Below are 20,838 nucleotides of genomic sequence, written 5' to 3' on the forward strand. Positions count from 1 at the left end.
CGTCTCGGTTATTGAGGCGGCAAATACTTCAGCGGATCGACAGGCTTACCCTGCCGGCGAACCTCGAAATGCAGCATCACGCGGTCGGCATCGCTGTTACCCATCTCGGCGATCTTCTGCCCCTTCGTTACCGCGTCCCCCTCTTTTACCATCAAAGCGCGATTGTGTGCATACGCCGTGAGGTAAGTTGCATCGTGCTTGATGATAATGAGGTTGCCGTAACCACGCAGACCGTTGCCGGAGTAAACGACGCGGCCGTCCGCCGCCGCCTTCACGGCCTCGCCGGCCGTCCCGCCGATATTGACACCCTTGTTCTTCGCGTCGTCGAACCCGTTCAGCACGGGGCCGCGCGCGGGCCACGCGAACGTCACGGGGCCGCTCGGCGCCGCGGCCGTATCGCTCGACCCGGTTGCCGCAGCCGGCGGCGTGGCGGCCAGCGCCGACGACGTGCCGGCAGCCGGCGCGGCCGGACCGCTGCTCAGCGGCGCCGTCGCGACCGCGCCACCGACGATCGGCGCGGCGGCCGGCGCACCCGCGACCGCGGCGCCGCCCGGCGGCGCCACGCGCAGCAGCTGGTCGACTTCGATCTGGTTCGGGTTCGCCAGGTTGTTCCACGACGCGATGTCGCGATAGTTCTGCCCGTTCTCGAGCGCAATCCGGTACAGCGTGTCGCCCGGCTTCACACGATAGAAGCCAGGCGGCGGCGGGCCGAGCGGCACCGCGGGCTGCGCGGTGGCGGTCGTGCCGAGCGACCCGGAGCGGTCGACGACGGGCGCGTTGTCGAGCCGCGTCGCACAGGCGGCCAGTAGCGTGGAGAACGCAGCCACACAGATCGCGCGCTGGGCGAGCGTGAGCGGTTCCCGGGATCGGTTGTTTTGCATCGCGCGCAACATACTCATCGGTTTCAAATCACTCCGGATTTTAAAGGGACAAAGAAAACGCGATCAAGCCGGGACTCTCGCCATTGCGCGTGCGCGACGCGCTCGACGAGCGTGAGCACCTGGTGCTGCCCGCTCTGCGCGCCGACCGGCGCGACGAGCCGCCCGCCGATCGCGAGCTGCTCGAGCAGCGCCTGCGGCACGTCGAGCCCCGCCGCCGCGATCACGATCGCGTCGAACGGGGCCGCGGACGGCAGGCCGACACGCCCGTCGCCATAGTGCAGACGGATGTTCGGCACGCGCAGCGGCCGCAGGTTCAGCTTCGCGCGCTCATACAGCGGCTTGATGCGTTCAATCGAATACACGTCGCGTGCCACGTGGCTCAGCACGGCGGCCTGATAGCCGCAGCCCGTGCCGATCTCGAGCACGCGCTCGAGTGTGCGGCCGGCCATCGCGAGCTCGATCATGCGCGCGACGACCGACGGCTTTGAAATGGTTTGCTGATGGCCGATCGGCAGCGCCGAATCCTCGTAGGCCTGCGTCGCGAGCCCCGGATCTACGAACAGGTGGCGCGGCACCGCGGCCATCGCGTCCAGCACGCGCGTATCGGTCACGCCGTTCGCGCGCAGGCGTTCGACCATCCGCTCGCGCACACGTTCCGACGTGAGGGCGAACGCGCCGGCCGGCGCGATCGTGGGCGCAGCCGGCTTCGGCAGCGCTGGCTTGAGCACGGTCGGCTTCGGCGCGGTCGCCGGTTTCGCGGCGCCGATACCCGGCAGCGGCGCCCGCACGGCGGCCGGCTTCACCGCAACCGGTTTCAGCACGGCTGCGGGTTTGTCGGCGGCCTTCGGCACCGCGCCCGCCGCCTGGCGTTCACCGGCCCGACCGTCCGACTTGCGTGGCGCTCGCTTGAGATCTTCGAGCGCGAGCGGGAACCGCTTCGCGCGCTCGCCGCTCATGAAGCCCGCCCTCCGGCGCGCACCCATTCGCGCGTCGCGGGCAGCATCTGCGTATGCGTGAGATCGAGCTGCAGCGGCGTGATCGACACGAAACCGTTTGCGACGGCGTGAAAATCGGTGCCCTCGCTGGCGTCCAGCGCGTCGCCCGCGGCACCGATCCAGTAGATCGGCTCGCCGCGCGGGTCGGTCTGGCGGATCACCGGCTGCGACGGATGACGCTTGCCGAGGCGCGTAACCTTCCAGCCCTTCAGCTCGTCGTACGGCAGGTTCGGAATATTGACGTTCAACAGCGGGTTGCCCGGCAGCGGGTGCGCGAGGTAATGCGCGACGATTTCCGCGGCGACGCGCGCGGCGTCCGGCAGCTGGGCCCAGCCCTTGTCGACCAGCGAGAACGCAATCGCCGGCACACCGAACATGATGCCCTCGGTGGCGGCTGCAACTGTCCCCGAATAGAGCGTGTCTTCGCCCATGTTCTGGCCGTTGTTGATGCCGGATACGACGATGTCGGGCCTCTCATCGGCCATCCCCGTCAGCGCGACGTGCACCGAATCGGTCGGCGTGCCGTTCACGTAGAAGAAACCCGTACCCGCTGCGCGCTGCACCGACAGCGGCCGCGACAACGTGAGGGAGTTCGACGCGCCGCTGCAGTTCTGCTCGGGCGCGATCACCGTGAGCTCGGCCAGCGGCTGCAGCGCTTCGCTGAGCGCGGCGAGACCGGGGGCGAGATAGCCGTCGTCGTTGCTGAGTAGGATTCGCATCCGGCGATTGTAACCGAGGAAAGATGGCGCGAGAGCGACAGTCCGGCGGCCGCGGACGGGTGGGTAGACGCATGGGCGCACGATGCGCCGCCGCATCGTGCGGCGGCATTCCATGCGCCGGGGAAAACACCGGGTCGCCGGGGTTTTTCGCCCCGACGAACGACTCGTCGGAAAAGGCGTCCGTCGGGCGGCCCGGTGCAAGGCGCCAGGCCGCGGGGCACTCAGATCGCGCCCGCCTCGCGCAGCGCGGCAATCGCCTGCGCGTCGTAGCCGAGGCCGCGCAGCACCTCGTCGGTGTGCTCGCCGAGCTCGGGCCCGAGCCAGCGCGTTTCGCCCGGCGTGTCCGACAGCTTCGGCGTGATGTTCGGCAGCGGAATGTCGGTGCCGTCGGCCAGCTTGAAACGCTGGATCATCTGGCGCGCGACGAACTGCGGATCGGTGAACATGTCGGCGGCGCTGTAGATGCGCCCGGCCGGCACGTCGGCCGCATTCAGCACGGCGAGCGCCTCTTCGATCGTGCGCGGCGCGAGCCACGCGGCGATCGCGTCGTCGATTTCCTGCGTGCGCGGCACGCGCCCGTCGTTTTGCGCGAGCGCGGGATCGTCGGCGAGGTCGTCGCGCTCGATCGCCTTCATCAGCCGCTTGAAGATCGGATCGCTGTTGCCGCCGATCACGATGCTGCCGTCGCGGCATGCATACGTATTCGACGGCACGATACCCGGCAGCGACGCGCCGGTGCGCTCGCGCACCATCCCGTACACGCCGTACTCGGGCACCACGCTTTCCATCATGTTGAAGACGGCTTCATACAGTGCAACGTCGACCACCTGCCCCGCGCCGCCGTTGACCTTGCGGTGATGGAGCGCCATCAGCGCGCCGATCACGCCGTGCAGCGCGGCGATCGAGTCGCCGATCGAGATGCCGATGCGCGGCGGCGGCAGATCCGGATAGCCGGTGATGTGGCGCAGCCCGCCCATCGATTCGGCGATCGCGCCGAAGCCGGGCCGGTCGCGGTACGGGCCCGTCTGCCCGTAGCCGGACAGGCGCACCATCACGAGGCCCGGATTGTCGGCCGACAGCACGTCGTAGCCGAGCCCGAGCTTTTCGAGCAGGCCCGGGCGGAAGTTCTCGATCACGATGTCGGCCTCGCTTGCGAGCTGCCGCGCGATCGCCTTGCCGGCGTCGGCCTTCAGGTTCAGCGTGACCGATTTCTTGTTGCGCGCCTGCACGGACCACCACAGCGACGTGCCGCCCTGCTCCGGATGGAGCTTGCGCCACTTGCGCAGCGGGTCGCCGCCGTTCGGATCCTCGATCTTGATCACTTCCGCGCCGAATTCGGCGAACAGCCGCGACGCGAACGGCCCCGCGATCAGCGTTCCGAATTCGAGCACTTTGACGCCCGCGAGCGGGCCCTGGCTGGTGCTCATGTGTCTCCCTGGCATGAGGAACGGCGCCGCCCGCAGGCGGCGCCCGGCTTACATCGTGCGGCGGTCGAGCATCGCGCGGGCGATGGTGCCCGCGTCGACGTACTCGAGCTCGCCGCCCACCGGCACGCCGCGCGCGAGGCGCGTGACCGCCAGCCCGCGCGCCTTGAGCGTCTGGCCGAGGTAGTGGGCGGTGGCTTCGCCTTCGTTCGTGAAGTTGGTCGCGAGCACGACTTCCTTGACGACGCCGTCGGACGCGCGCCGCACGAGGCGGTCGAAATGGATTTCCTTCGGGCCGATCCCGTCGAGCGGGCTCAGTCGCCCCATCAGCACGAAATACAACCCGCGGTAGGTCATCGTCTGCTCGAGCATGATCTGGTCGGCAGGCGTCTCGACGACGCACAGCAGCGTCGGATCACGCTCCTCGTCGCTGCAGACCTCGCAGATCTGCGCTTCGGTGAACGTGTTGCACTTCTCGCAGTGCTGCAGGTGCTCGGTCGCGAACAGCAGCGACCGGCCGAGCCGCTCCGCGCCCTCACGGTCGTGCTGCATCAGGTGAACCGCCATGCGCTGCGCGGATTTCGGCCCGACGCCGGGCAGCACGCGCAACGCTTCGACGAGGGCGGACAGGGCGGACGGCTGTTTCATACGGCGGCAAACAGTGGCAAGGACGCCGCGTTCAGAACGGCAGCTTGAAGCCCGGGGGCAGCGGCAGGCCCGACGTCATGCCGCTCATCTTTTCCTGCGACGTGGCTTCGGCCTTGCGCACCGCGTCGTTGAACGCAGCGGCGACGAGATCCTCGAGCATGTCCTTGTCGTCCGCGAGCAGGCTCGGGTCGATCGACACGCGGCGCACTTCGTTGCGGCACGTCATCGTCACCTTGACGAGGCCGGCGCCCGACTGCCCTTCGACTTCGATGAGCGCAAGCTGCTCCTGCATCTTCTTCATGTTTTCCTGCATTTGCTGCGCTTGCTTCATCAGTCCGGCGAGGTTGCCTTTCAACATGGGAATACTCCTTCTTGATCGTGTGAAAACCGGCACGCGGCGCGTGCCGGCCAATGTGTGCGGGGCGTGATTGTGCCTGTCGCGGGGCGCTCAGTTCAATGCAGCGTCGGCGGCGCGCCGTCCGGCGCCGAATCGGCGAGCGGGCGCACCGACCCTTCGACGATGCGTGCACCGAACTCGCGCACGAGCTGCTGGACGAACGGATCGCCGTGAATCTCCTGCTCGGCTTCGCGCTGGCGCGCCGCGCGCGCGGCCGCATCGAGCGCCGCCGCAGTGCGCCGCGCGGGCCCGACCTCGACGGTCACCTCGACCGGCTTGCCGAGCGCATCGGCCAGTGCGGCCTTCAGCTTCGCCACCTGTGCGGCGTCCGCATACTGCGGCACCGGCACGGACAATTTCAATGCGGTTGCGTCGACGGCCGTCAGCTCGCTGTTGAACGCGAGCTGGTACGCGACACCCTTCAGCGGCAACCGCGCGGCCAGCGCCGGCCATTCGCCGTCGAAACCGATCGGATCGAGCGCGATCGCGGGCGGCAGCGGACGCGTGTCGATCGGCGCGGCCGGACGCGCGTCCGCCGGCTTCGGCGTCACGCGCACGTCGTCGGGACCGCTGTCGAACACCGGCACGAAGCCGTCGTCGGACCCGCCGAACATTTCGTCGGCGCTGAGCGGCACGTAGTCGTCGGGCGGGATGTCTTCCCACGGCGGCGACGGCTGGCGCGAATCGGCTGCTTGCGGCGCACGGGCGGCAGCACGCGGCGTCGGCACCTGGACGGCCGGACGCGGCGCGACCGGCTTTTCAGCAGCCGGCTGGGCCGCAGCCGGCTTGGCGGCAGCGCCTGCGCGCCCGCGGTCCGACGACACGCGCATCCCCGCATTGCGCAGCACGTCGAGTGCGGCGGCGGCACCGCCCGCGCGCGCCGCCGGCCGTGCGGCGGCCGGCTCGGGCGATGCGACGCGCGGCGCCGGTTCCGCCTGCGGAGCCGGTTCGTCGTTTCGCTGCACGACGGCAACGGCGGGCGGCTCAGGTTCCTTGCGCGCGGGAGGCGGCGTGTCGCCGGCGGGCGCTGCCTTCGTTTCCGGCTGAGGAGGCTCGACAGCTTGCACGTCAGCCGCGACCGGTTCCGGCGCTGCTTCTGCCGGTGACTGAACGGCAGCCGGCTTGGCGGTCGGCCGTTCGGCTTCATCGCTCGATTGCACCGGCGCCGAACGGGCGACCGGCGCAGCCGGCGTCGCGGCTGGCGGGCGCGCTGCGCTTGCCGGCGCGGCCGATACCGGCTTCGCCGCGGCAGCGGCCGGTGCCGCCGTAGCACGCGGGGCCGGCACCGCACGCGGCGGCACGGACGGCTGACCGCCCGGTGCGCTGCCGGCGCCGACGGCCGGCTCGAACGCGAGCATCCGCAGCAGCGTCATCGTGAAACCGGCGTATTCGTCCGGCGCCAGGCCGAGTTCGGCGCGCCCGACCGTCGCGATCTGATAGAACAACTGCACCTGCTCGGGGCTCAGCGTCTCAGCAAACCGGCGCAGGTCGGCCGCTTCCGGCCATTCGTCGAGCACCGAGCCCGGCGCGAACTGCGCCCACGCGATCCGGTGCAGCAGGCTCGCGAGATCCTGCAGCGCGGTCGAGAACGACAGGCTGCGCAGCGACATCTCGTCGGCAATCGCGAGGATTTCCGGGCCGTTGCCGGCCGCGAGCGCGTCGAGCAGGCGCACCATGTAGGTCTGGTCGAGCGCGCCGAGCATGCCCGACACCGCCGACTCGGTCACCTCGTTCGCCGAATAGGCGATCGCCTGGTCGGTCAGCGACAGCGCGTCGCGCATGCTGCCCTGCGCGGCCCGCGCGAGCAGGCGCAGCGCCTGCGGCTCGAACGTGATCCGTTCTTCGCCGAGGATCCGCTCGAGATGCGACACGATGTGCCCGGCCGGCATCTGCTTCAGGTTGAACTGCAGACAGCGCGACAGCACGGTGACGGGGATTTTCTGCGGATCGGTCGTCGCGAGGATGAACTTGACGTGCGGCGGCGGCTCTTCCAGCGTCTTCAGCATCGCGTTGAACGCGTGATTCGTCAGCATGTGCACTTCGTCGATCATGTAGACCTTGAAGCGCGCATCGACGGGCGCGTACACCGCGCGCTCGAGCAGCGCGGCCATTTCGTCGACGCCGCGGTTGCTCGCCGCGTCCATCTCGACGTAATCGACGAAACGACCCTCGTCGATCTCGCGACACGCGCGACACACGCCGCACGGCTGCGACGTGACGCCGGTTTCACAGTTGAGCGCCTTCGCGAAGATCCGCGACAGCGTCGTCTTGCCGACACCGCGGGTTCCGGTAAACAGATAGGCGTGATGGAGACGCCCGCCGTCGAGCGCGTGCGTGAGCGCCCTGACGACGTGCTCCTGGCCGACGAGCGAAGCGAAATCCTTCGGACGCCACTTGCGTGCGAGAACTTGATAGGTCATCGGGAAATTGTATCAGTAACGCTGCGTCGCGCCGACACGCGAAACGGTGCGGAACACGGGCAAGGTGGAGGTCGAACGGAGTGTGACGCAGAAATAAAAAACGCCCTGCGAACGGGGCGAGAAGGAAGGTGACGAGCCCAACCCTCGGCACTGGCGGAAAACGATTGTGGCTGCTTCGTTCCCGACCTGACCAGGTTCACCGCCCCACCATGCGAGGAGGCCCGTCACGGCATATTCTATCACCGCTTCCGGACGAATGCGACCGTTTGTTCGCATCAAAGCGAATATCGCCGGGCAAACCCGCGCATCGCCCGTTCGCGCGCACCGCATGCGGCCCACCCCCTTGTAATTTGCGGACCGGCCTCCACCTGCGTGGCACGACGGTCGAACGTCGCGTCGTACCCCTACTCGCGTAGCGGCTACTATCGCCGCCCGCAGCAGATAGCAATTTAGGCTAATATGACGCCCGAACGACCCGCGAGCCGCGGCATGCAGCGCTTACGCCCCCTCCCTTCCGGAAGGCGGAGTGACCTGCCGCAGCGGCCGGCAGCCTACGGCGGCCGGTACGCCGCAACGCGCAAGCAGGCAGTCCCCGAACCGTAAGAGGTATTGACCCAATGAGCGAACAGATCAAACACATCAGCGACGCATCGTTCGAACAGGACGTCGTCAAGTCCGACAAGCCCGTCCTCGTCGATTTCTGGGCCGAATGGTGCGGCCCGTGCAAGATGATCGCCCCGATCCTCGACGAAGTCGCGAAGGACTACGGCGACAAGCTGCAGATCGCGAAGATCAACGTCGACGACAACCAGGCCACGCCCGCGAAGTTCGGCGTGCGCGGCATCCCGACGCTGATCCTGTTCAAGAACGGCGCGGCCGCCGCGCAGAAGGTCGGCGCGCTGTCGAAGTCGCAGCTCACCGCCTTCCTGGACAGCCACCTGTAATACCGGCAGTTCCACGGACGTGTTGTCAGTCGGCAACACGTCCGTCGTCAAGCCGCCGATCGCTCGCTCAAGCGCGAATCGGCCTATGCTAGAATTAAAAAACGTCGACAAGACGCATTTAAGTCTCTGAGCGCCTCCGCTCGCCCTCCTCCCTTATTTTCTTTCGTCGCTTCTCCTCCCTGGCGGGTTCTCCGTATGCATTTATCCGAGCTCAAGTCTCTGCACGTGTCCGAACTGATCGAAATGGCCAACGGCCTGGAGATCGAAAACGCGAACCGCCTGCGCAAGCAGGAGTTGATGTTTGCCATTCTCAAAAAGCGCGCCAAGACGGGAGAGACGATCTTCGGCGACGGTACGCTCGAAGTGCTGCCGGACGGCTTCGGCTTCCTGCGCTCGCCGGAAATGTCGTACCTCGCGAGCACCGACGACATCTACATCAGCCCGTCGCAGATCCGCCGCTTCAACCTGCACACCGGCGACACCATCGAAGGTGAAGTCCGCACGCCGAAGGACGGCGAGCGCTACTTCGCGCTGGTGAAGGTCGACAAAGTCAACGGGCAGCCGCCCGAGGCCTCGAAACACAAGATCATGTTCGAGAACCTCACGCCGCTGCACCCGAACAAGCCGCTGTCGCTCGAACGCGAAATGCGCGGCGAGGAAAACGTCACGGGCCGCATCATCGACATGATCGCGCCGATCGGCAAGGGCCAGCGCGGCCTGCTCGTCGCGTCGCCGAAGTCCGGCAAGACCGTGATGCTCCAGCACATCGCGCATGCGATCAAGCAGAACCACCCGGACGTGATCCTGTTCGTGCTGCTGATCGACGAGCGCCCGGAAGAAGTGACCGAAATGCAGCGCTCGGTCGCCGGCGAAGTGATCGCGTCGACGTTCGACGAACCGGCCACGCGCCACGTGCAGGTCGCCGAAATGGTGATCGAGAAGGCCAAGCGCCTCGTCGAAATGAAGCACGACGTCGTGATTCTGCTCGACTCGATCACGCGTCTCGCGCGTGCGTACAACACCGTGATCCCGGCATCGGGCAAGGTGCTGACGGGCGGTGTCGACGCGAACGCGCTGCAGCGTCCGAAGCGCTTCTTCGGCGCGGCGCGCAACATCGAGGAAGGCGGCTCGCTGACGATCATCGGCACCGCGCTGATCGAAACCGGCAGCCGCATGGACGACGTGATCTACGAAGAGTTCAAGGGCACCGGCAACATGGAAGTGCACCTCGAGCGCCGTCTCGCGGAAAAGCGCGTGTATCCGTCGATCAACCTGAACAAGTCGGGCACGCGTCGCGAGGAAATGCTGATCAAGCCCGAGATCCTTCAGAAGATCTGGGTGCTGCGCAAGTTCATCCACGACATGGACGAAGTCGAGGCAATGGAATTCCTGCTCGACAAGATCCGCCAGACGAAGAGCAACTCCGAGTTCTTCGACCTGATGCGCCGCGGCGGCTGATCGCCCCCGCCCCGCGACACGGCCGCCCGCGCATCCTGCCCGGCGGCCGTTTTTTCGGCCCCAACCTGAACGTGAACGTACAGGTTGATCTATAATCGCGTCATTGCCCCGCCGAATCCCCGATACCCGATGCCGACCGACGCCTCCACCCCGCTATTGACCGTCAGCGACGCCGCGTCGCGGCTCGGCGTCACGCCGCGCACGCTCAAATATTACGAAGAGCGCGGCCTCGTCACGCCGTCGCGCAGCGAAGGCCGCTACCGTCTCTACGACGAAGCCGACCTCGAGCGTTTCGCGCGCATCCTGCGGCTGCGCGCGCTCGGCTTCTCGCTGCACGGCATCACCGAAATGCTGAAGCGTCCGCTGGAAGAAACGGGCGACGGCCGGCGCCGCTATTCGGATGCGTCGCTGCGCGACATCCGCGCCGGCCTCGCCGAGCAGATCGACACGCTCGACCGGCGAATCGCGGCCGTCCAGCGCGAACTGAAGGAAGCCGTCGCGCTACGCAAGGAGTTGCAGCACGACATCGACTACGTCGAGCGGCGCCTCGCCGGTGAAAACGCCGATGAACTGATCGCGCAGCGGCGGGCCGAAATCGGCGCGCGGCGCGCCCGCAAGGACCGCGAATGAACGCCGTGCCGGGCCGGCCGCCGCTATGGAGCCGCGCGAACCTGCGCGCGGACCTGTTTCCATGGGCGCTCGCGCTCGTCACCGGCATCGACTACTTCGACAACGCCGTCTTCTCGTTCTTCGCGAGCTACATCGCGGGCGGCATCAACGCGTCGCCCGACGAACTCGTGTGGTCGTCGAGCGCCTACGCGGTCACGGCCGTGCTCGGTATCCTGCAGCAGCAATGGTGGGTCGACCGGCTCGGCCATCGCCGCTACGTCGCGGGCTGCATGCTGATGTTCTCGCTCGGCGCGATCGCGGCGGCGCTGGCCGACACGTCGCTGGAGCTCGCGTTCGCGCGCGGCTTCCAGGGCTATTTCATCGGCCCGATGATGGGCGCGTGCCGGATCCTGATCCAGATCAGCTTCAAGCCGCAGGAGCGGCCGCCCGCGACACGCGCGTTCCTGATCATGATCCTGCTCGGCAGCGCGCTCGCGCCGATCGTCGGCGGGCTGCTGGTCGCGCATTCGACGTGGCGCGCCCTGTTCGCGTGCACGGCGCCGGCCGGCATCGCGTTCGCCATCCTCGCGTTGCTCACGCTGCCCGATTCGGGCCGCACGCCGGACGACGAACGCGGCTCCGGACACTTCTGGCCGTACGTCGTGTTCGCGCTCGCGCAAGGGGCGCTGCAGATCGTGCTGCAGCAGGTGCATTACCAGCTCTACAGCGGCTCGCCGATGCTGATCATGCTGACGTTTGCCGGGCTCGGCGCGCTCGCGTGGTTCGCGTATCACCAGTGGAACCATCCGACGCCGCTCGTGCGGCTGCATGCGTTCCGCGAGCGCACTTTTCAGGTCGGGCTGCTGCTCTACATGTTCTATTACTACGAGACGACGGGCTTCAGTTACCTGACGTCGCGATTTCTCGAGGGCGGGCTCGGCTATCCGGTCGAGAATGCCGGGCGCCTGGTCGGCACGATGTCGCTGATCTCCGCCACCGCGCTGTTCGCGTACCTGCGCTACGCGAAATTCGTCACGCACAAGAAGTGGTTCGTCGTGCCCGGGTTCGCGATCGCCGTCACGGCCGCGCTGTGGATGACGCGGATGACGCCGCAGGTCGGCGAAGCCGCGCTGATCGTCCCGCTGCTGCTGCGCGGATTGCTGCTGCTGTTCATCGTGCTGCCGGTCGCGAACCTCACGTTCCGGATCTTCGCGATCGACGAATACACGCACGGCTACCGGCTGAAGAACATCGTGCGGCAACTGACGATCTCGTTCGCGACGTCGTCGGTGATCATCGTCGAGCAGCATCGCGTCGCCGTGCACCAGACGCGGCTCGTCGAGCGCGCGAACCTGTTCGACCCGCTGTTCCAGCAGACCGTCGACGCGCTGACGCGCAGCTACGCGGCAGCCGGCCACGCGCTGAACGACGCGCATGGCCTCGCGATCGCGTCGATCGCGCGAATGGTCGCGCAACAGGCGTCGTTCCTCGCGTCGCTCGACGGCTTTTACTTCCTCGCGGGCGTGGCGCTCGTCGGCGGCCTCTTCGCGGCATGGCAAAAACAGATCGATTGAGTTAAAAGACAGGCTTTGGATTTTCGTCCGCAGCCTCCATGCTTTCGAAACTGACCCGCTGGTTCGACGACCGCCGCCGCGACCGCGCGCTGCGCAGCCATCCGATTCCCGATTCGCTGTGGCAGGAAACCGTCGAACGCCTGCCGTTCCTCGCCGCCCTGCCGCCCGACGCGCTCGGGCGGCTGCGCGAGCTGACGAGCCTGTTCGTCGCGAAAAAATCGTTTTCGACCGCGCACGGGCTCGAACTGACCGACGCGATGATCGTCGCGATCGCCGCGCAGGCCTGCCTGCCGGTGCTGAATCTGGACCTGTCGCTGTACGACGGCTGGGTCGGCGTCGTCGTGTACCCGGGCGAATTCGTGATCCGCAAGACCGTGCAGGACGAGGACGGCGTCGTCCACGAAGTCGAGCAGGATGCGAGCGGCGAGGCCTGGGAAGGCGGCCCGGTGATCCTGTCGTGGGAAGACGCGCAGATGACGGACGGCCGGGACGCGTACAACGTCGTGATCCACGAGTTCGCGCACAAGATCGACATGGTCAACGGCGCGGCCGACGGCTATCCGCCCCTGTTTCGCCGCTGGCATGCGCCGCACCTCGACGCGCAGGCGTGGGCCGACGTGTTCGAACATGCGTACGACCAGTTCTGCGCGCGCGTCGACGCGGTGCCGGATCGCGCATGGGCGCGCTTCGAGCGGGATTCGCTGATCGATCCCTATGCGGCCGATCACCCGTCGGAATTCTTCGCGGTATGCAGCGAGGCGCTGTTCGTGCGACCGAAAGCGTTCGAGTCCGAATTTCCGGAGCTGTACCGGCTCCTCGCGCGCTACTACCGACAGGATCCGGCCGGCACCGGCGCGCTCGACGCACCGTGAAAATTATTCGTCAACCGTCTGATTTTCTGGCATAATCGCCGTTTTTCGACCTTAGGCAAGTGGCTCGCGCCGGGCTTGACGTCAGCCGAATCGCTCCATCGGGGCGGCTCGACACGGCAAGCGGCGGGTTGGCTACCGCTATCACCAAGGAAAATCATGAAACCTGGCATTCACCCGGACTACCGCGAAGTCGTCTTCCAAGACATGTCGAACGGCTTCAAGTTCATCACGCGCTCGACGATCCAGACGCGCGAAAACATCGAACTCGACGGCAAGACCTACCCGCTCGCCAAGATCGAAGTGTCGTCGGAATCGCACTCGTTCTACACGGGTCAGCAAAAGATCATGGACACGGCAGGCCGTGTCGAGAAGTTCAAGAACAAGTTCGGCGTACGCGCCAACGGCAAGGCGAAGTAAGCTTCGCACCGTATCCGGTGGTTGCAACGTACCGGTATCGCACAAAAGGGCAGCCCAGGCTGCCCTTTTTTGTCTCTGCTCGCCCGGCGCCCGGGCAACGACCTGACGCACAACAGCGGGCGCGACTACAATGCCGGATGCTCGAAACCGGCTCGACCGCGCGCAACCGCGCTGGCCGCCCGCCCATAACAAATCGCTCATCTGCATGAAGCCTGTCGTCCGTCTCACCGCCTCCGCCACGCGTGCGCTGCCGCGCTGGCTGCTGCTCACGCTCTGCCTCGTCTACGCGGCGTTCGGCCTGTTCGGCCGCGACCCGTGGAAAAACGAGGACGCGGCAGGCTTCGGCGTGATGTGGACGATGGCCAAGGGCGGCTGGCACGACTGGCTGCTGCCGAACCTGGTCGGCAAGTTCATCACGACCGACGGGCCGCTCGGCTACTGGCTCGGCGCGCTGTCGATCCGCGGCCTCGGCCCGTGGGTCGACGCGAGCAACGCGTCGCGCGTCGCGACCGGCGTGCTGTTCTGCGTCGCGTGCGCGTTCGTCTGGTATGCGGCCTACCTGCTCGGCCGGCGCGCCGAGGTCCAACCATTCAAGTACGCGTTCGGCGGCGAGCCCGAGCCGCGCGACTACGGCCGCACGCTCGCGGACGGTGCGCTGCTGGTGCTCGTCGCCTGCTTCGGCCTCGCGGAACGCGGGCACGAAACGACGCCGCAGCTCGCGCAGTTCGCGTGGATCGCGATGCTCGTGTACGGGATCGTGCGCGGCATCGACAAGCCGCTGCAGGGCGCCCTGTGGTGGGGCCTCGCGATCGGCCTCGTCGCGCTGTCCGGCAACCCGGTGCTGGTCGTCGCGCTGCTCGCGGGCACGGCCGCGCTGTGGCTCGTCACGCCCGAGATGCGCAACCTGCACCTGCCGCTGCTCGGCGTGCCGCTCGCGGCCGCGATCTTCGCGCTGTGGCCGCTCGCCGCCATCGTCGCGGCGCCCGACGACGCCGCGTGGTTCTTCAACCAGTGGATCCACGGCAGCCTGATGCGCTTTTCGGGCCCGCCGACGGCCGTGCTCGGCTATGCGGCGAAAAACCTGCCGCTGTTCACGTGGCCCGCGTGGCCGCTCGCGATCTGGGCGTGGTGGAGCTGGGCCGGCATGCGCCGTCGCGCGCACATCGCGATTCCGCTGTCGGTCGCCGTACCGCTCGTCGCGCTCGTGATCCTGCAAAGCCAGCAGTCGAACCGCATGTACATGCTGCTGCTGCCGCCGCTCGCGGTGCTCGCGACGTTCGCGCTGCCGACCCTCAAGCGCGGCGCGATCAACGCGATCGACTGGTTCGCGGTGCTGAGCTTCACGATCCTCGGCACCTTCGTGTGGCTCGTGTGGCTCGCGTCGCTCACCGGCTTCCCGCATCCGCTCGCGCGCAACCTCGCGCGCCTCGTGCCCGGCTACGAGCCGCATTTCAAGATCCTGTCGTTCATCTGCGCGGTGATCGTCACCGTGTGCTGGTGCTTCCTCGTGCGCTGGCGTGTGTCGCGCCAGCCGAAGGTGCTGTGGCGCAGCGTCGTGCTGTCGAGCGCGGGCACCACGTTGATGTGGGTGCTGCTGATGACGCTGTGGCTGCCGATCGTCAACTACGGCCGGACCTATCGCGATGTCGCGCAACAGATCGCCGTGCACCTGCCGTCCGACTACGAGTGCATCTCGCCCGTGCGGCTCGGCGACGCGCAGATCGCGACCTTCGCGTACTTCGGCGACATGCACTTCGATTTCTCCGGCGACTGCGACGTGATCCTGCGCCAGGACCGCGCCGACTTCGGCGAGCCGAGCGCGATGTCGCAATACGTGTGGCGTCTCGTCTGGGAAGGCCGGCGCGTCGCCGACCGCGACGAGCGCTTCCGCCTGTACGAGCGCATCGAACGGCCGAAAGCGCCCGTCAAGCGGCGTCCGCCGCGCCGCCCGACGGCCGATTGACGATGCTCGGCGACATCCGCCGGATCGTCGGTCTCGCGTGGCCGGTGCTGGTCGGCCAGCTCGCGATCATCGCGTTCGGCGTGATCGACACCGCGATGGTCGGCCGCTACTCGGCCGTCGATCTCGCCGCGCTCGGGCTCGGCTCGTCGATCTACGTATCGATCTACATCGGCCTGACGGGCATCCTGTCCGCGCTGCAGCCGATCACCGGGCAACTGTACGGCGCGCGGCGCTATGCGGAGATCGGCGAGGAAGTGCGCCAGGCGCTGTGGCTCGCGCTGCTGCTCGCGATTCCCGGCTTCCTGCTGTTGCATTTTCCCGAGCCGCTGCTGCGCGTCGCGCATGCGCCCGCCGCGCTGCACGATCGCACCGTCGACTACCTGCGCATCCTGTCGTACGGGCTGCCCGCCAGCCTCGTATTCCGCATCTACAACGCGCTGACCAACGCGGCCGGCAAGCCGCGGCTCGCGATGATCCTGCAGATCGGCGCGCTGCTGCTCAAGTTCCCGCTGAACGTGTGGTTCATCTTCGGCGGCTTCGGCGTACCGCCGCTCGGTGGCCCCGGCTGCGGGCTGGCCAGCACGCTGATCAACTGGGCGCTCGCGCTGATCGGCTACACGCTGCTCGCAAAGCTCGACGTGTTCGCGCCGCTCGCGATCTTCTCGCGCTTCTGCTGGCCCGTCTGGGAACGCCAGAAGGCGATCCTGAAGCTCGGCGTGCCGATGGGCCTGTCGTACCTGATCGAGGTCACGTCGTACACGTGCATGGCGCTGTTCATCGCGCAGTTCGGCACGACGACGCTCGCCGGCCACCAGATCGCCGGCAACATCGGCGCCGTGCTGTACATGACGCCGCTGTCGATCGGCGTGGCGGCGTCGACGCTGGTCGCGCGCGCGCTCGGCGCCGGACGCGCCGAGGAAGCCCGGCTGCTCGGCCGACACAGCGTGATCTTCGCGTGCGGCGTGGCGGCCGCCTACGGCCTGCTCGTGTTCGCGCTGCGCCCGCTCATCATCGGCGGCTACACGCCGAACCCCGCCGTCGCCGCGGCCGCGATGCCGCTCGTCGCGATCGTCGCGTGTTATCACGTGTTCGATGCGCTGCAGGTCACGTCGGCGTTCGTGCTGCGCGCGTACAAGGTGGCGGTCGTGCCGACCGTGATCTATGCGGTCGCGCTGTGGGGCGTCGGACTCAGCGGCGGCTACGTGCTCGGCTTCGACGTCGGCGGCATCGCGCCCGCATGGCTGACCGGCGCGCGCGGCTTCTGGTTCGCGAACACGGTCAGCCTGATGCTGGCGGGCGCGGGGCTCGTGCTGTACCTGCGCCGCATCGGTCGCGCGCACGCCACCGCGGCTGCGTGATGCGCTACGCGTCCTCCAGCACGTCGGCCGCGTGATATGACGAGCGCACGAGCGGGCCGGCGACGACTTCCCTGAAACCGAGCGCAAGCGCCTCGTCGTGCCACGCGGCGAACGCTTCCGGACTCACGTAGCGCCGCACCGGCAAATGATGCGCGGACGGCGCGAGATACTGGCCGAGCGTCAGCACGTCGACCTCGTGCGCGCGCAGGTCGCGCAGCGTGTCGCGCACCTCGTCGTCGCGCTCGCCCAACCCGAGCATCAACCCCGATTTCGTCACGAGCGTCGGCCGCGCGGCCTTCGCCTGCGCGAGCAGCTCGAGCGAGCCGCGATAGTCGGCGCCCGGCCGCGCCGCCCGGTACAGCGACGGCACCGTCTCGATGTTGTGGTTGAACACGTCGGGCCACGCCGACGACAGCGCGTCGAGCGCGCGGGCCGCGCGGCCGCGAAAGTCCGGCGTCAGCACCTCGACCCCGATGCCCGGCACGCTCGCGCGCACCGCCGCGATGCATGCGGCGAAATGCGCGGCGCCGCCGTCGCGCAGATCGTCGCGGTCGACCGACGTGATCACGACGTAGCGCAACCCGAGCGCCGCGGCCGCGTCGGCCAGCCGCGCCGGCTCGTCGGGATCGAGCGGTTCGGGACGGCCGTGCGCGACATCGCAGAACGGGCAACGCCGCGTACACAGCCCGCCCATGATCATGAAGGTCGCGGTGCGCTGCGCGAAGCATTCGCCGATGTTCGGACACATTGCCTCCTCGCAGACGGAATGCAGCCGATGCTCGCGCAGCACGGCGGCCATGTCGGCCACCGCCGCGCTCATCATCGGCCGCGCGCGCAGCCACGGCGGCTTCGGCAGTGCCGTGCCGGCCGCGGGCTCGACGCGCACCGGAATGCGCGCGAGCTTGTCGCGACTTCTGGCGCCGGGCTGGCCGAGCGCCGTGAGGCTGGGTCGTTCGAGCGCGGCGGCCATCGTCAGTCTCCGAGGAACGCGACGATCAGGCGGTTCACATCGGCGGCCGCCTCCATCTGCACCATGTGCCCGCTGCCGGCGATCACCTCGGCACGCACGCCGTCCGGCAAACCCTGCGCATGCTGCGCGGGAATCACCTCGTCGCGCTCACCCCAGATCACCAGCGTGCGCGGCGCAAGCGTCGCGAGCCGGTCGCGGAACACGCGCCGCTGTGCGGCGCCGTCGAACGCGGCATCCGCGATCTTCTCCAGTGCGGCCTGCACGCCTTCGAGCCGCTTGTACTTGACGAGATCCTCGACGAGCTGCCGCGTGACCAGCGCGTGGTCCGCGAACAGCGCGCCGAGGTGCGGCTTCAGCGTGTTGCGGCTGTTGCCGGCGACGAAGCCGTCGATGTACGCGCGATTGATGTCGGTGCCAAGCCCCGCGCTCGCGATCAGCGTGAGCGACGCGACGCATTGCGGCGCGCGCTCGGCCACCGTCATCGCGACCGCGCCGCCCATCGAATGGCCGATCAGGTGCGCGCGCTCGATGTGCTGCGCATCGAGCAGCGCGAGCACCGCGTCGGCCAGTTCGTCGAGGCTGCCGTTCTCGACCGCCTTGCCCGATTCGCCGTGGCCCGGCAGATCGAGCGCCCACACCGGCCGGTGCGCGGCGAGCTCCGCGTGATTGAACAGCCAGTTGTTCAGGTCGCCGCCGAAGCCGTGGATCAGCACGGCCGGCGTGCCCGAACCGTCGCCCAGCTTCAGGAAGCGGATCGTGCGTCCGCCGATCTGCGCCTTCTCGGGCTGCGGGCCGGCCGCCTCGTCGGACGCCGCGCTCGGCACGAAATCGCGCTGGAAGTCGGCGATCGCCGCGTCGATGTCGGCATCGCTTGCATCGGCCGCCGCGACCACACCGAGCAGCGCGCCGACCGGCAGCGTCTCGCCCTCCTGCGCGACCTGCCGGCGCAGCGTGCCGTCGAACGCGCATTCGACGCCCGACGAGATCTTGTCGGTCTCGACGTCGAGCACCTCGTCGCCCTTCGTCACGCGCTCGCCGACTGCCTTCAGCCAGCCGTTGACCTGCCCCTGCTCCATCGACAGCCCCCACTTGGGCATCGTGATCATGTGAATCGACATCGTGTCAGCTCCTCGTCTTCAGGACCGCCTGCGCAATCGCATCGGCGGACGGGATATACAGGTCTTCCAGCACGCCGGCGAACGGCGCGGGCGTATGCGGCGCGGTGACGAGCTCGATCGGCGCCTTCAGCGACCGGAATGCGCGCTGCGCGACAAGCGCGGCGATGTCGGTCGCGATCGAGCAGCGCGGATTCGCTTCGTCGACGACCACCACGCGCCCGGTACGCTCGGCGCTGTCGAGGATCGTTTCCTCGTCGAGCGGCGACGTCGTGCGCAGGTCGATCACCTCGCACTGGATGCCGTCCTTCGCGAGCTTGGCGGCCGCGTCCATCGCGAGATGCACCATCCGGCCGTACGTGACGATCGTCGCGTCGTCGCCGTCGCGCATCACGTTCGCCTCGCCGAACGGAATCGCATAGGATTCCTCCGGGACGTCGCCCTCGCGCGTGTAGAGCAGCTTGTGTTCGAGGAAGATCACGGGATCGTTGTCGCGGATCGCCTGGATCAGGAGCCCCTTCGCGTCGTACGGCGTCGACGGGCACACGACCTTCAGCCCCGGAATGTGCGTGAACAACGACGTGAGCATCTGCGAGTGCTGCGCGGCCGCGCGCAGACCGGCGCCGTACATCGCGCGGATCACGACCGGCGTCACGGCCTTGCCGCCGAACATGTAGCGGAATTTCGCGGCCTGGTTGAAGATCTGGTCGAAGCACACACCCATGAAATCGATGAACATCAGTTCCGCGACCGGCCGCATCCCGCACGCGGCCGCGCCGACCGCCGCACCGATGTAGCCGCCCTCCGACAGCGGCGTATCGAGCACGCGGCCCGGAAACTTGTGGAACAGCCCCTTCGTCACGCCGAGCACGCCGCCCCATGCGTCGTCCTCGCCCGGCGCGCCCGCGCCGCCCGCGTTGTCCTCGCCCATCACGATCACGCTGTCGTCGCGCGCCATTTCCTGCGCGAGCGCCTCGTTGATCGCCTGCGAATAAGTGATCTTCCTTGCCATGTCTGTCTCCTGGAATGTTCGGTTCGCCGTGCCGGCTGCTGGGTCAGGCCGCGCTCACGGATACGACACGTAGACGTCGGCCAGCAGGTCGGCGGCATCCGGCAGCGGCGCCGCCTTCGCCTGCGCGACCGCGTCGTCGATCAGCGCCTTCACCTGTGCGTCGACCGCGCGCAGGTCGTCGGTCGTCAGCGCTTCGGCGCGCACGACGCGCGTTTCGAAATGCTTCAGGCAATCCTTCTCGTCGCGCAGCTTCTGCACTTCGCCCGGCGCCCGGTAGGTTTGCGCATCGCCCTCGAAGTGGCCGAAATAGCGCGTGAACTTCACCTCGACGAGCGTCGGGCCGCCGCCGTTGCGCGCACGCTCGACGGCCTCGCCGAGCGCCTCGTGCACCGCGAAGAAGTCGAAGCCGTCGACGATCACGCCCGGCATCCCGAACCCGTTCGCGCGATCGGCGATGTTGTCGGTCGCGACCGACCAGCTCGACGACGTCGCTTCCGCATAGCCGTTGTTTTCGGCGACGAAGATCGCGGGCAGCCGCCACACCGACGCGAGGTTCATCGATTCGAAGATCACGCCCTGGTTCGACGCGCCGTCGCCGAAGAAGCACACGCCGACGCCGCCCGTCTTCTTGTGCTTGGCCGCGAGCGCCGCGCCGCACACGAGCGGGCCGCCCGCGCCGACGATCCCGTTCGCGCCGAGCATCCCCATCGACAGGTCGGCGATGTGCATCGAGCCGCCCTTGCCGTGGCAGACGCCGGTCTTCTTGCCGTAGATCTCGGCCATCATCCCGTGCACGTCGACGCCCTTCGCGATGCAATGGCCGTGGCCGCGGTGCGTGGTGGCCACGTAGTCGTCGAGGCCGAGATGCAGCATCGTGCCGACGGCGGACGCCTCCTCGCCCGCATACAGGTGAACGAAGCCGGGTATCTCGCCGGTCGCGAATTCGACGTGCAGGCGCTCCTCGAATTCGCGGATCGTGCGCATCAGCCGATAGGCGTCCAGCAGCGTGTCCCTGCTGAGCTGTGTCGAAGCGGTCATGTGTGTCTCCTGGGTGGGTCTGAC

Annotated in this window: 19 protein-coding genes and 1 other RNA gene; 8 read left to right on the forward strand and 12 right to left on the reverse strand. The window is 68.0% G+C overall.

Annotation, left to right across the window (positions count from 1 at the left end):
• Window positions 1-8: 8 nt before the first annotated feature.
• The 8 genes from DTA15_RS01055 to ffs form a co-directional block, all read right to left on the reverse strand.
• Window positions 9-899: a peptidoglycan DD-metalloendopeptidase family protein gene (locus DTA15_RS01055; protein ID WP_034195698.1), complete on the reverse strand. Its 891-nt coding sequence runs from the start codon at window positions 897-899 to the stop codon at window positions 9-11.
• Between the two features lie 5 nt (window positions 900-904).
• On the reverse strand, window positions 905-1,837 hold the full coding sequence (locus DTA15_RS01060) for a protein-L-isoaspartate(D-aspartate) O-methyltransferase (RefSeq protein ID WP_006482129.1): 933 nt from the start codon (window positions 1,835-1,837) through the stop codon (window positions 905-907).
• On the reverse strand, window positions 1,834-2,595 hold the full coding sequence (gene surE / locus DTA15_RS01065) for a 5'/3'-nucleotidase SurE (protein ID WP_006482126.1): 762 nt from the start codon (window positions 2,593-2,595) through the stop codon (window positions 1,834-1,836). Before surE ends, DTA15_RS01060 begins: the two co-directional genes overlap by 4 nt.
• Before the next feature lie 221 nt (window positions 2,596-2,816).
• Entirely contained in the window at window positions 2,817-4,022 is a 1,206-nt protein-coding gene (locus DTA15_RS01070) for a CaiB/BaiF CoA transferase family protein (RefSeq protein WP_006482127.1), read from the reverse strand.
• Window positions 4,023-4,070: 48 nt separating this feature from the next.
• Window positions 4,071-4,667, reverse strand: a complete 597-nt coding sequence (gene recR, locus DTA15_RS01075) for a recombination mediator RecR (RefSeq protein ID WP_006478665.1) — start codon at window positions 4,665-4,667, stop codon at window positions 4,071-4,073.
• Window positions 4,668-4,698: 31 nt separating this feature from the next.
• Entirely contained in the window at window positions 4,699-5,025 is a 327-nt protein-coding gene (locus DTA15_RS01080) for a YbaB/EbfC family nucleoid-associated protein (RefSeq protein WP_006482124.1), read from the reverse strand.
• Window positions 5,026-5,120: 95 nt separating this feature from the next.
• Window positions 5,121-7,484: a DNA polymerase III subunit gamma/tau gene (locus DTA15_RS01085; RefSeq protein ID WP_012492658.1), complete on the reverse strand. Its 2,364-nt coding sequence runs from the start codon at window positions 7,482-7,484 to the stop codon at window positions 5,121-5,123.
• A gap of 127 nt (window positions 7,485-7,611) precedes the next feature.
• Window positions 7,612-7,710, reverse strand: an RNA gene (ffs, locus tag DTA15_RS01090) — signal recognition particle sRNA small type.
• A 391-nt stretch (window positions 7,711-8,101) separates the two neighbouring features.
• Between ffs and trxA the strand changes: the two genes are divergently transcribed.
• From trxA to DTA15_RS01130, 8 genes are all read left to right on the forward strand, one after another.
• On the forward strand, window positions 8,102-8,428 hold the full coding sequence (gene trxA, locus DTA15_RS01095; RefSeq protein ID WP_006402348.1) for a thioredoxin TrxA: 327 nt from the start codon (window positions 8,102-8,104) through the stop codon (window positions 8,426-8,428).
• Window positions 8,429-8,623: 195 nt separating this feature from the next.
• A complete protein-coding gene (gene rho / locus DTA15_RS01100; protein ID WP_006478662.1) occupies window positions 8,624-9,886 on the forward strand; it encodes a transcription termination factor Rho in 1,263 nt (420 codons plus the stop codon).
• 129 nt (window positions 9,887-10,015) lie between these two features.
• Window positions 10,016-10,516 (forward strand): MerR family transcriptional regulator, encoded by a 501-nt coding sequence (locus tag DTA15_RS01105; protein ID WP_006485074.1) that lies wholly within the window; start codon window positions 10,016-10,018, stop codon window positions 10,514-10,516.
• Window positions 10,513-12,069: an MFS transporter gene (locus tag DTA15_RS01110; RefSeq protein ID WP_006485079.1), complete on the forward strand. Its 1,557-nt coding sequence runs from the start codon at window positions 10,513-10,515 to the stop codon at window positions 12,067-12,069. The genes DTA15_RS01105 and DTA15_RS01110 overlap by 4 nt, the downstream gene beginning before the upstream one ends.
• A 38-nt stretch (window positions 12,070-12,107) precedes the next feature.
• Window positions 12,108-12,941 carry a M90 family metallopeptidase gene (locus tag DTA15_RS01115; RefSeq protein WP_006485076.1) on the forward strand — a complete coding sequence of 278 codons (834 nt, stop codon included), beginning with the start codon at window positions 12,108-12,110 and terminating at the stop codon, window positions 12,939-12,941.
• A gap of 156 nt (window positions 12,942-13,097) precedes the next feature.
• Entirely contained in the window at window positions 13,098-13,358 is a 261-nt protein-coding gene (locus tag DTA15_RS01120) for a type B 50S ribosomal protein L31 (protein WP_006485080.1), read from the forward strand.
• 130 nt (window positions 13,359-13,488) lie between these two features.
• A complete protein-coding gene (locus DTA15_RS01125; RefSeq protein WP_006485070.1) occupies window positions 13,489-15,321 on the forward strand; it encodes an ArnT family glycosyltransferase in 1,833 nt (610 codons plus the stop codon).
• 2 nt (window positions 15,322-15,323) lie between these two features.
• Window positions 15,324-16,679, forward strand: coding sequence for an MATE family efflux transporter (locus tag DTA15_RS01130; RefSeq protein ID WP_006485071.1), 1,356 nt, complete (start codon window positions 15,324-15,326; stop codon window positions 16,677-16,679).
• A gap of 4 nt (window positions 16,680-16,683) precedes the next feature.
• On the opposite strand, the gene lipA is transcribed toward DTA15_RS01130, so the two are convergent.
• From lipA to DTA15_RS01150, 4 genes are read right to left on the reverse strand one after another with little or no spacing between them, the layout of a single operon-like run.
• Window positions 16,684-17,649 (reverse strand): lipoyl synthase, encoded by a 966-nt coding sequence (gene lipA, locus DTA15_RS01135; protein WP_006485081.1) that lies wholly within the window; start codon window positions 17,647-17,649, stop codon window positions 16,684-16,686.
• 2 nt (window positions 17,650-17,651) lie between these two features.
• Window positions 17,652-18,767, reverse strand: coding sequence for an acetoin dehydrogenase dihydrolipoyllysine-residue acetyltransferase subunit (locus DTA15_RS01140; RefSeq protein ID WP_006485078.1), 1,116 nt, complete (start codon window positions 18,765-18,767; stop codon window positions 17,652-17,654).
• Window positions 18,768-18,771: 4 nt separating this feature from the next.
• On the reverse strand, window positions 18,772-19,776 hold the full coding sequence (locus DTA15_RS01145) for an alpha-ketoacid dehydrogenase subunit beta (RefSeq protein ID WP_006485069.1): 1,005 nt from the start codon (window positions 19,774-19,776) through the stop codon (window positions 18,772-18,774).
• Between the two features lie 54 nt (window positions 19,777-19,830).
• A complete protein-coding gene (locus tag DTA15_RS01150; protein WP_006485077.1) occupies window positions 19,831-20,814 on the reverse strand; it encodes a thiamine pyrophosphate-dependent dehydrogenase E1 component subunit alpha in 984 nt (327 codons plus the stop codon).
• Window positions 20,815-20,838: the final 24 nt, after the last annotated feature.

The organism is Burkholderia cenocepacia (genome assembly GCF_900446215.1).
Classification (GTDB): Bacteria; Pseudomonadota; Gammaproteobacteria; order Burkholderiales; family Burkholderiaceae; genus Burkholderia; species Burkholderia cenocepacia.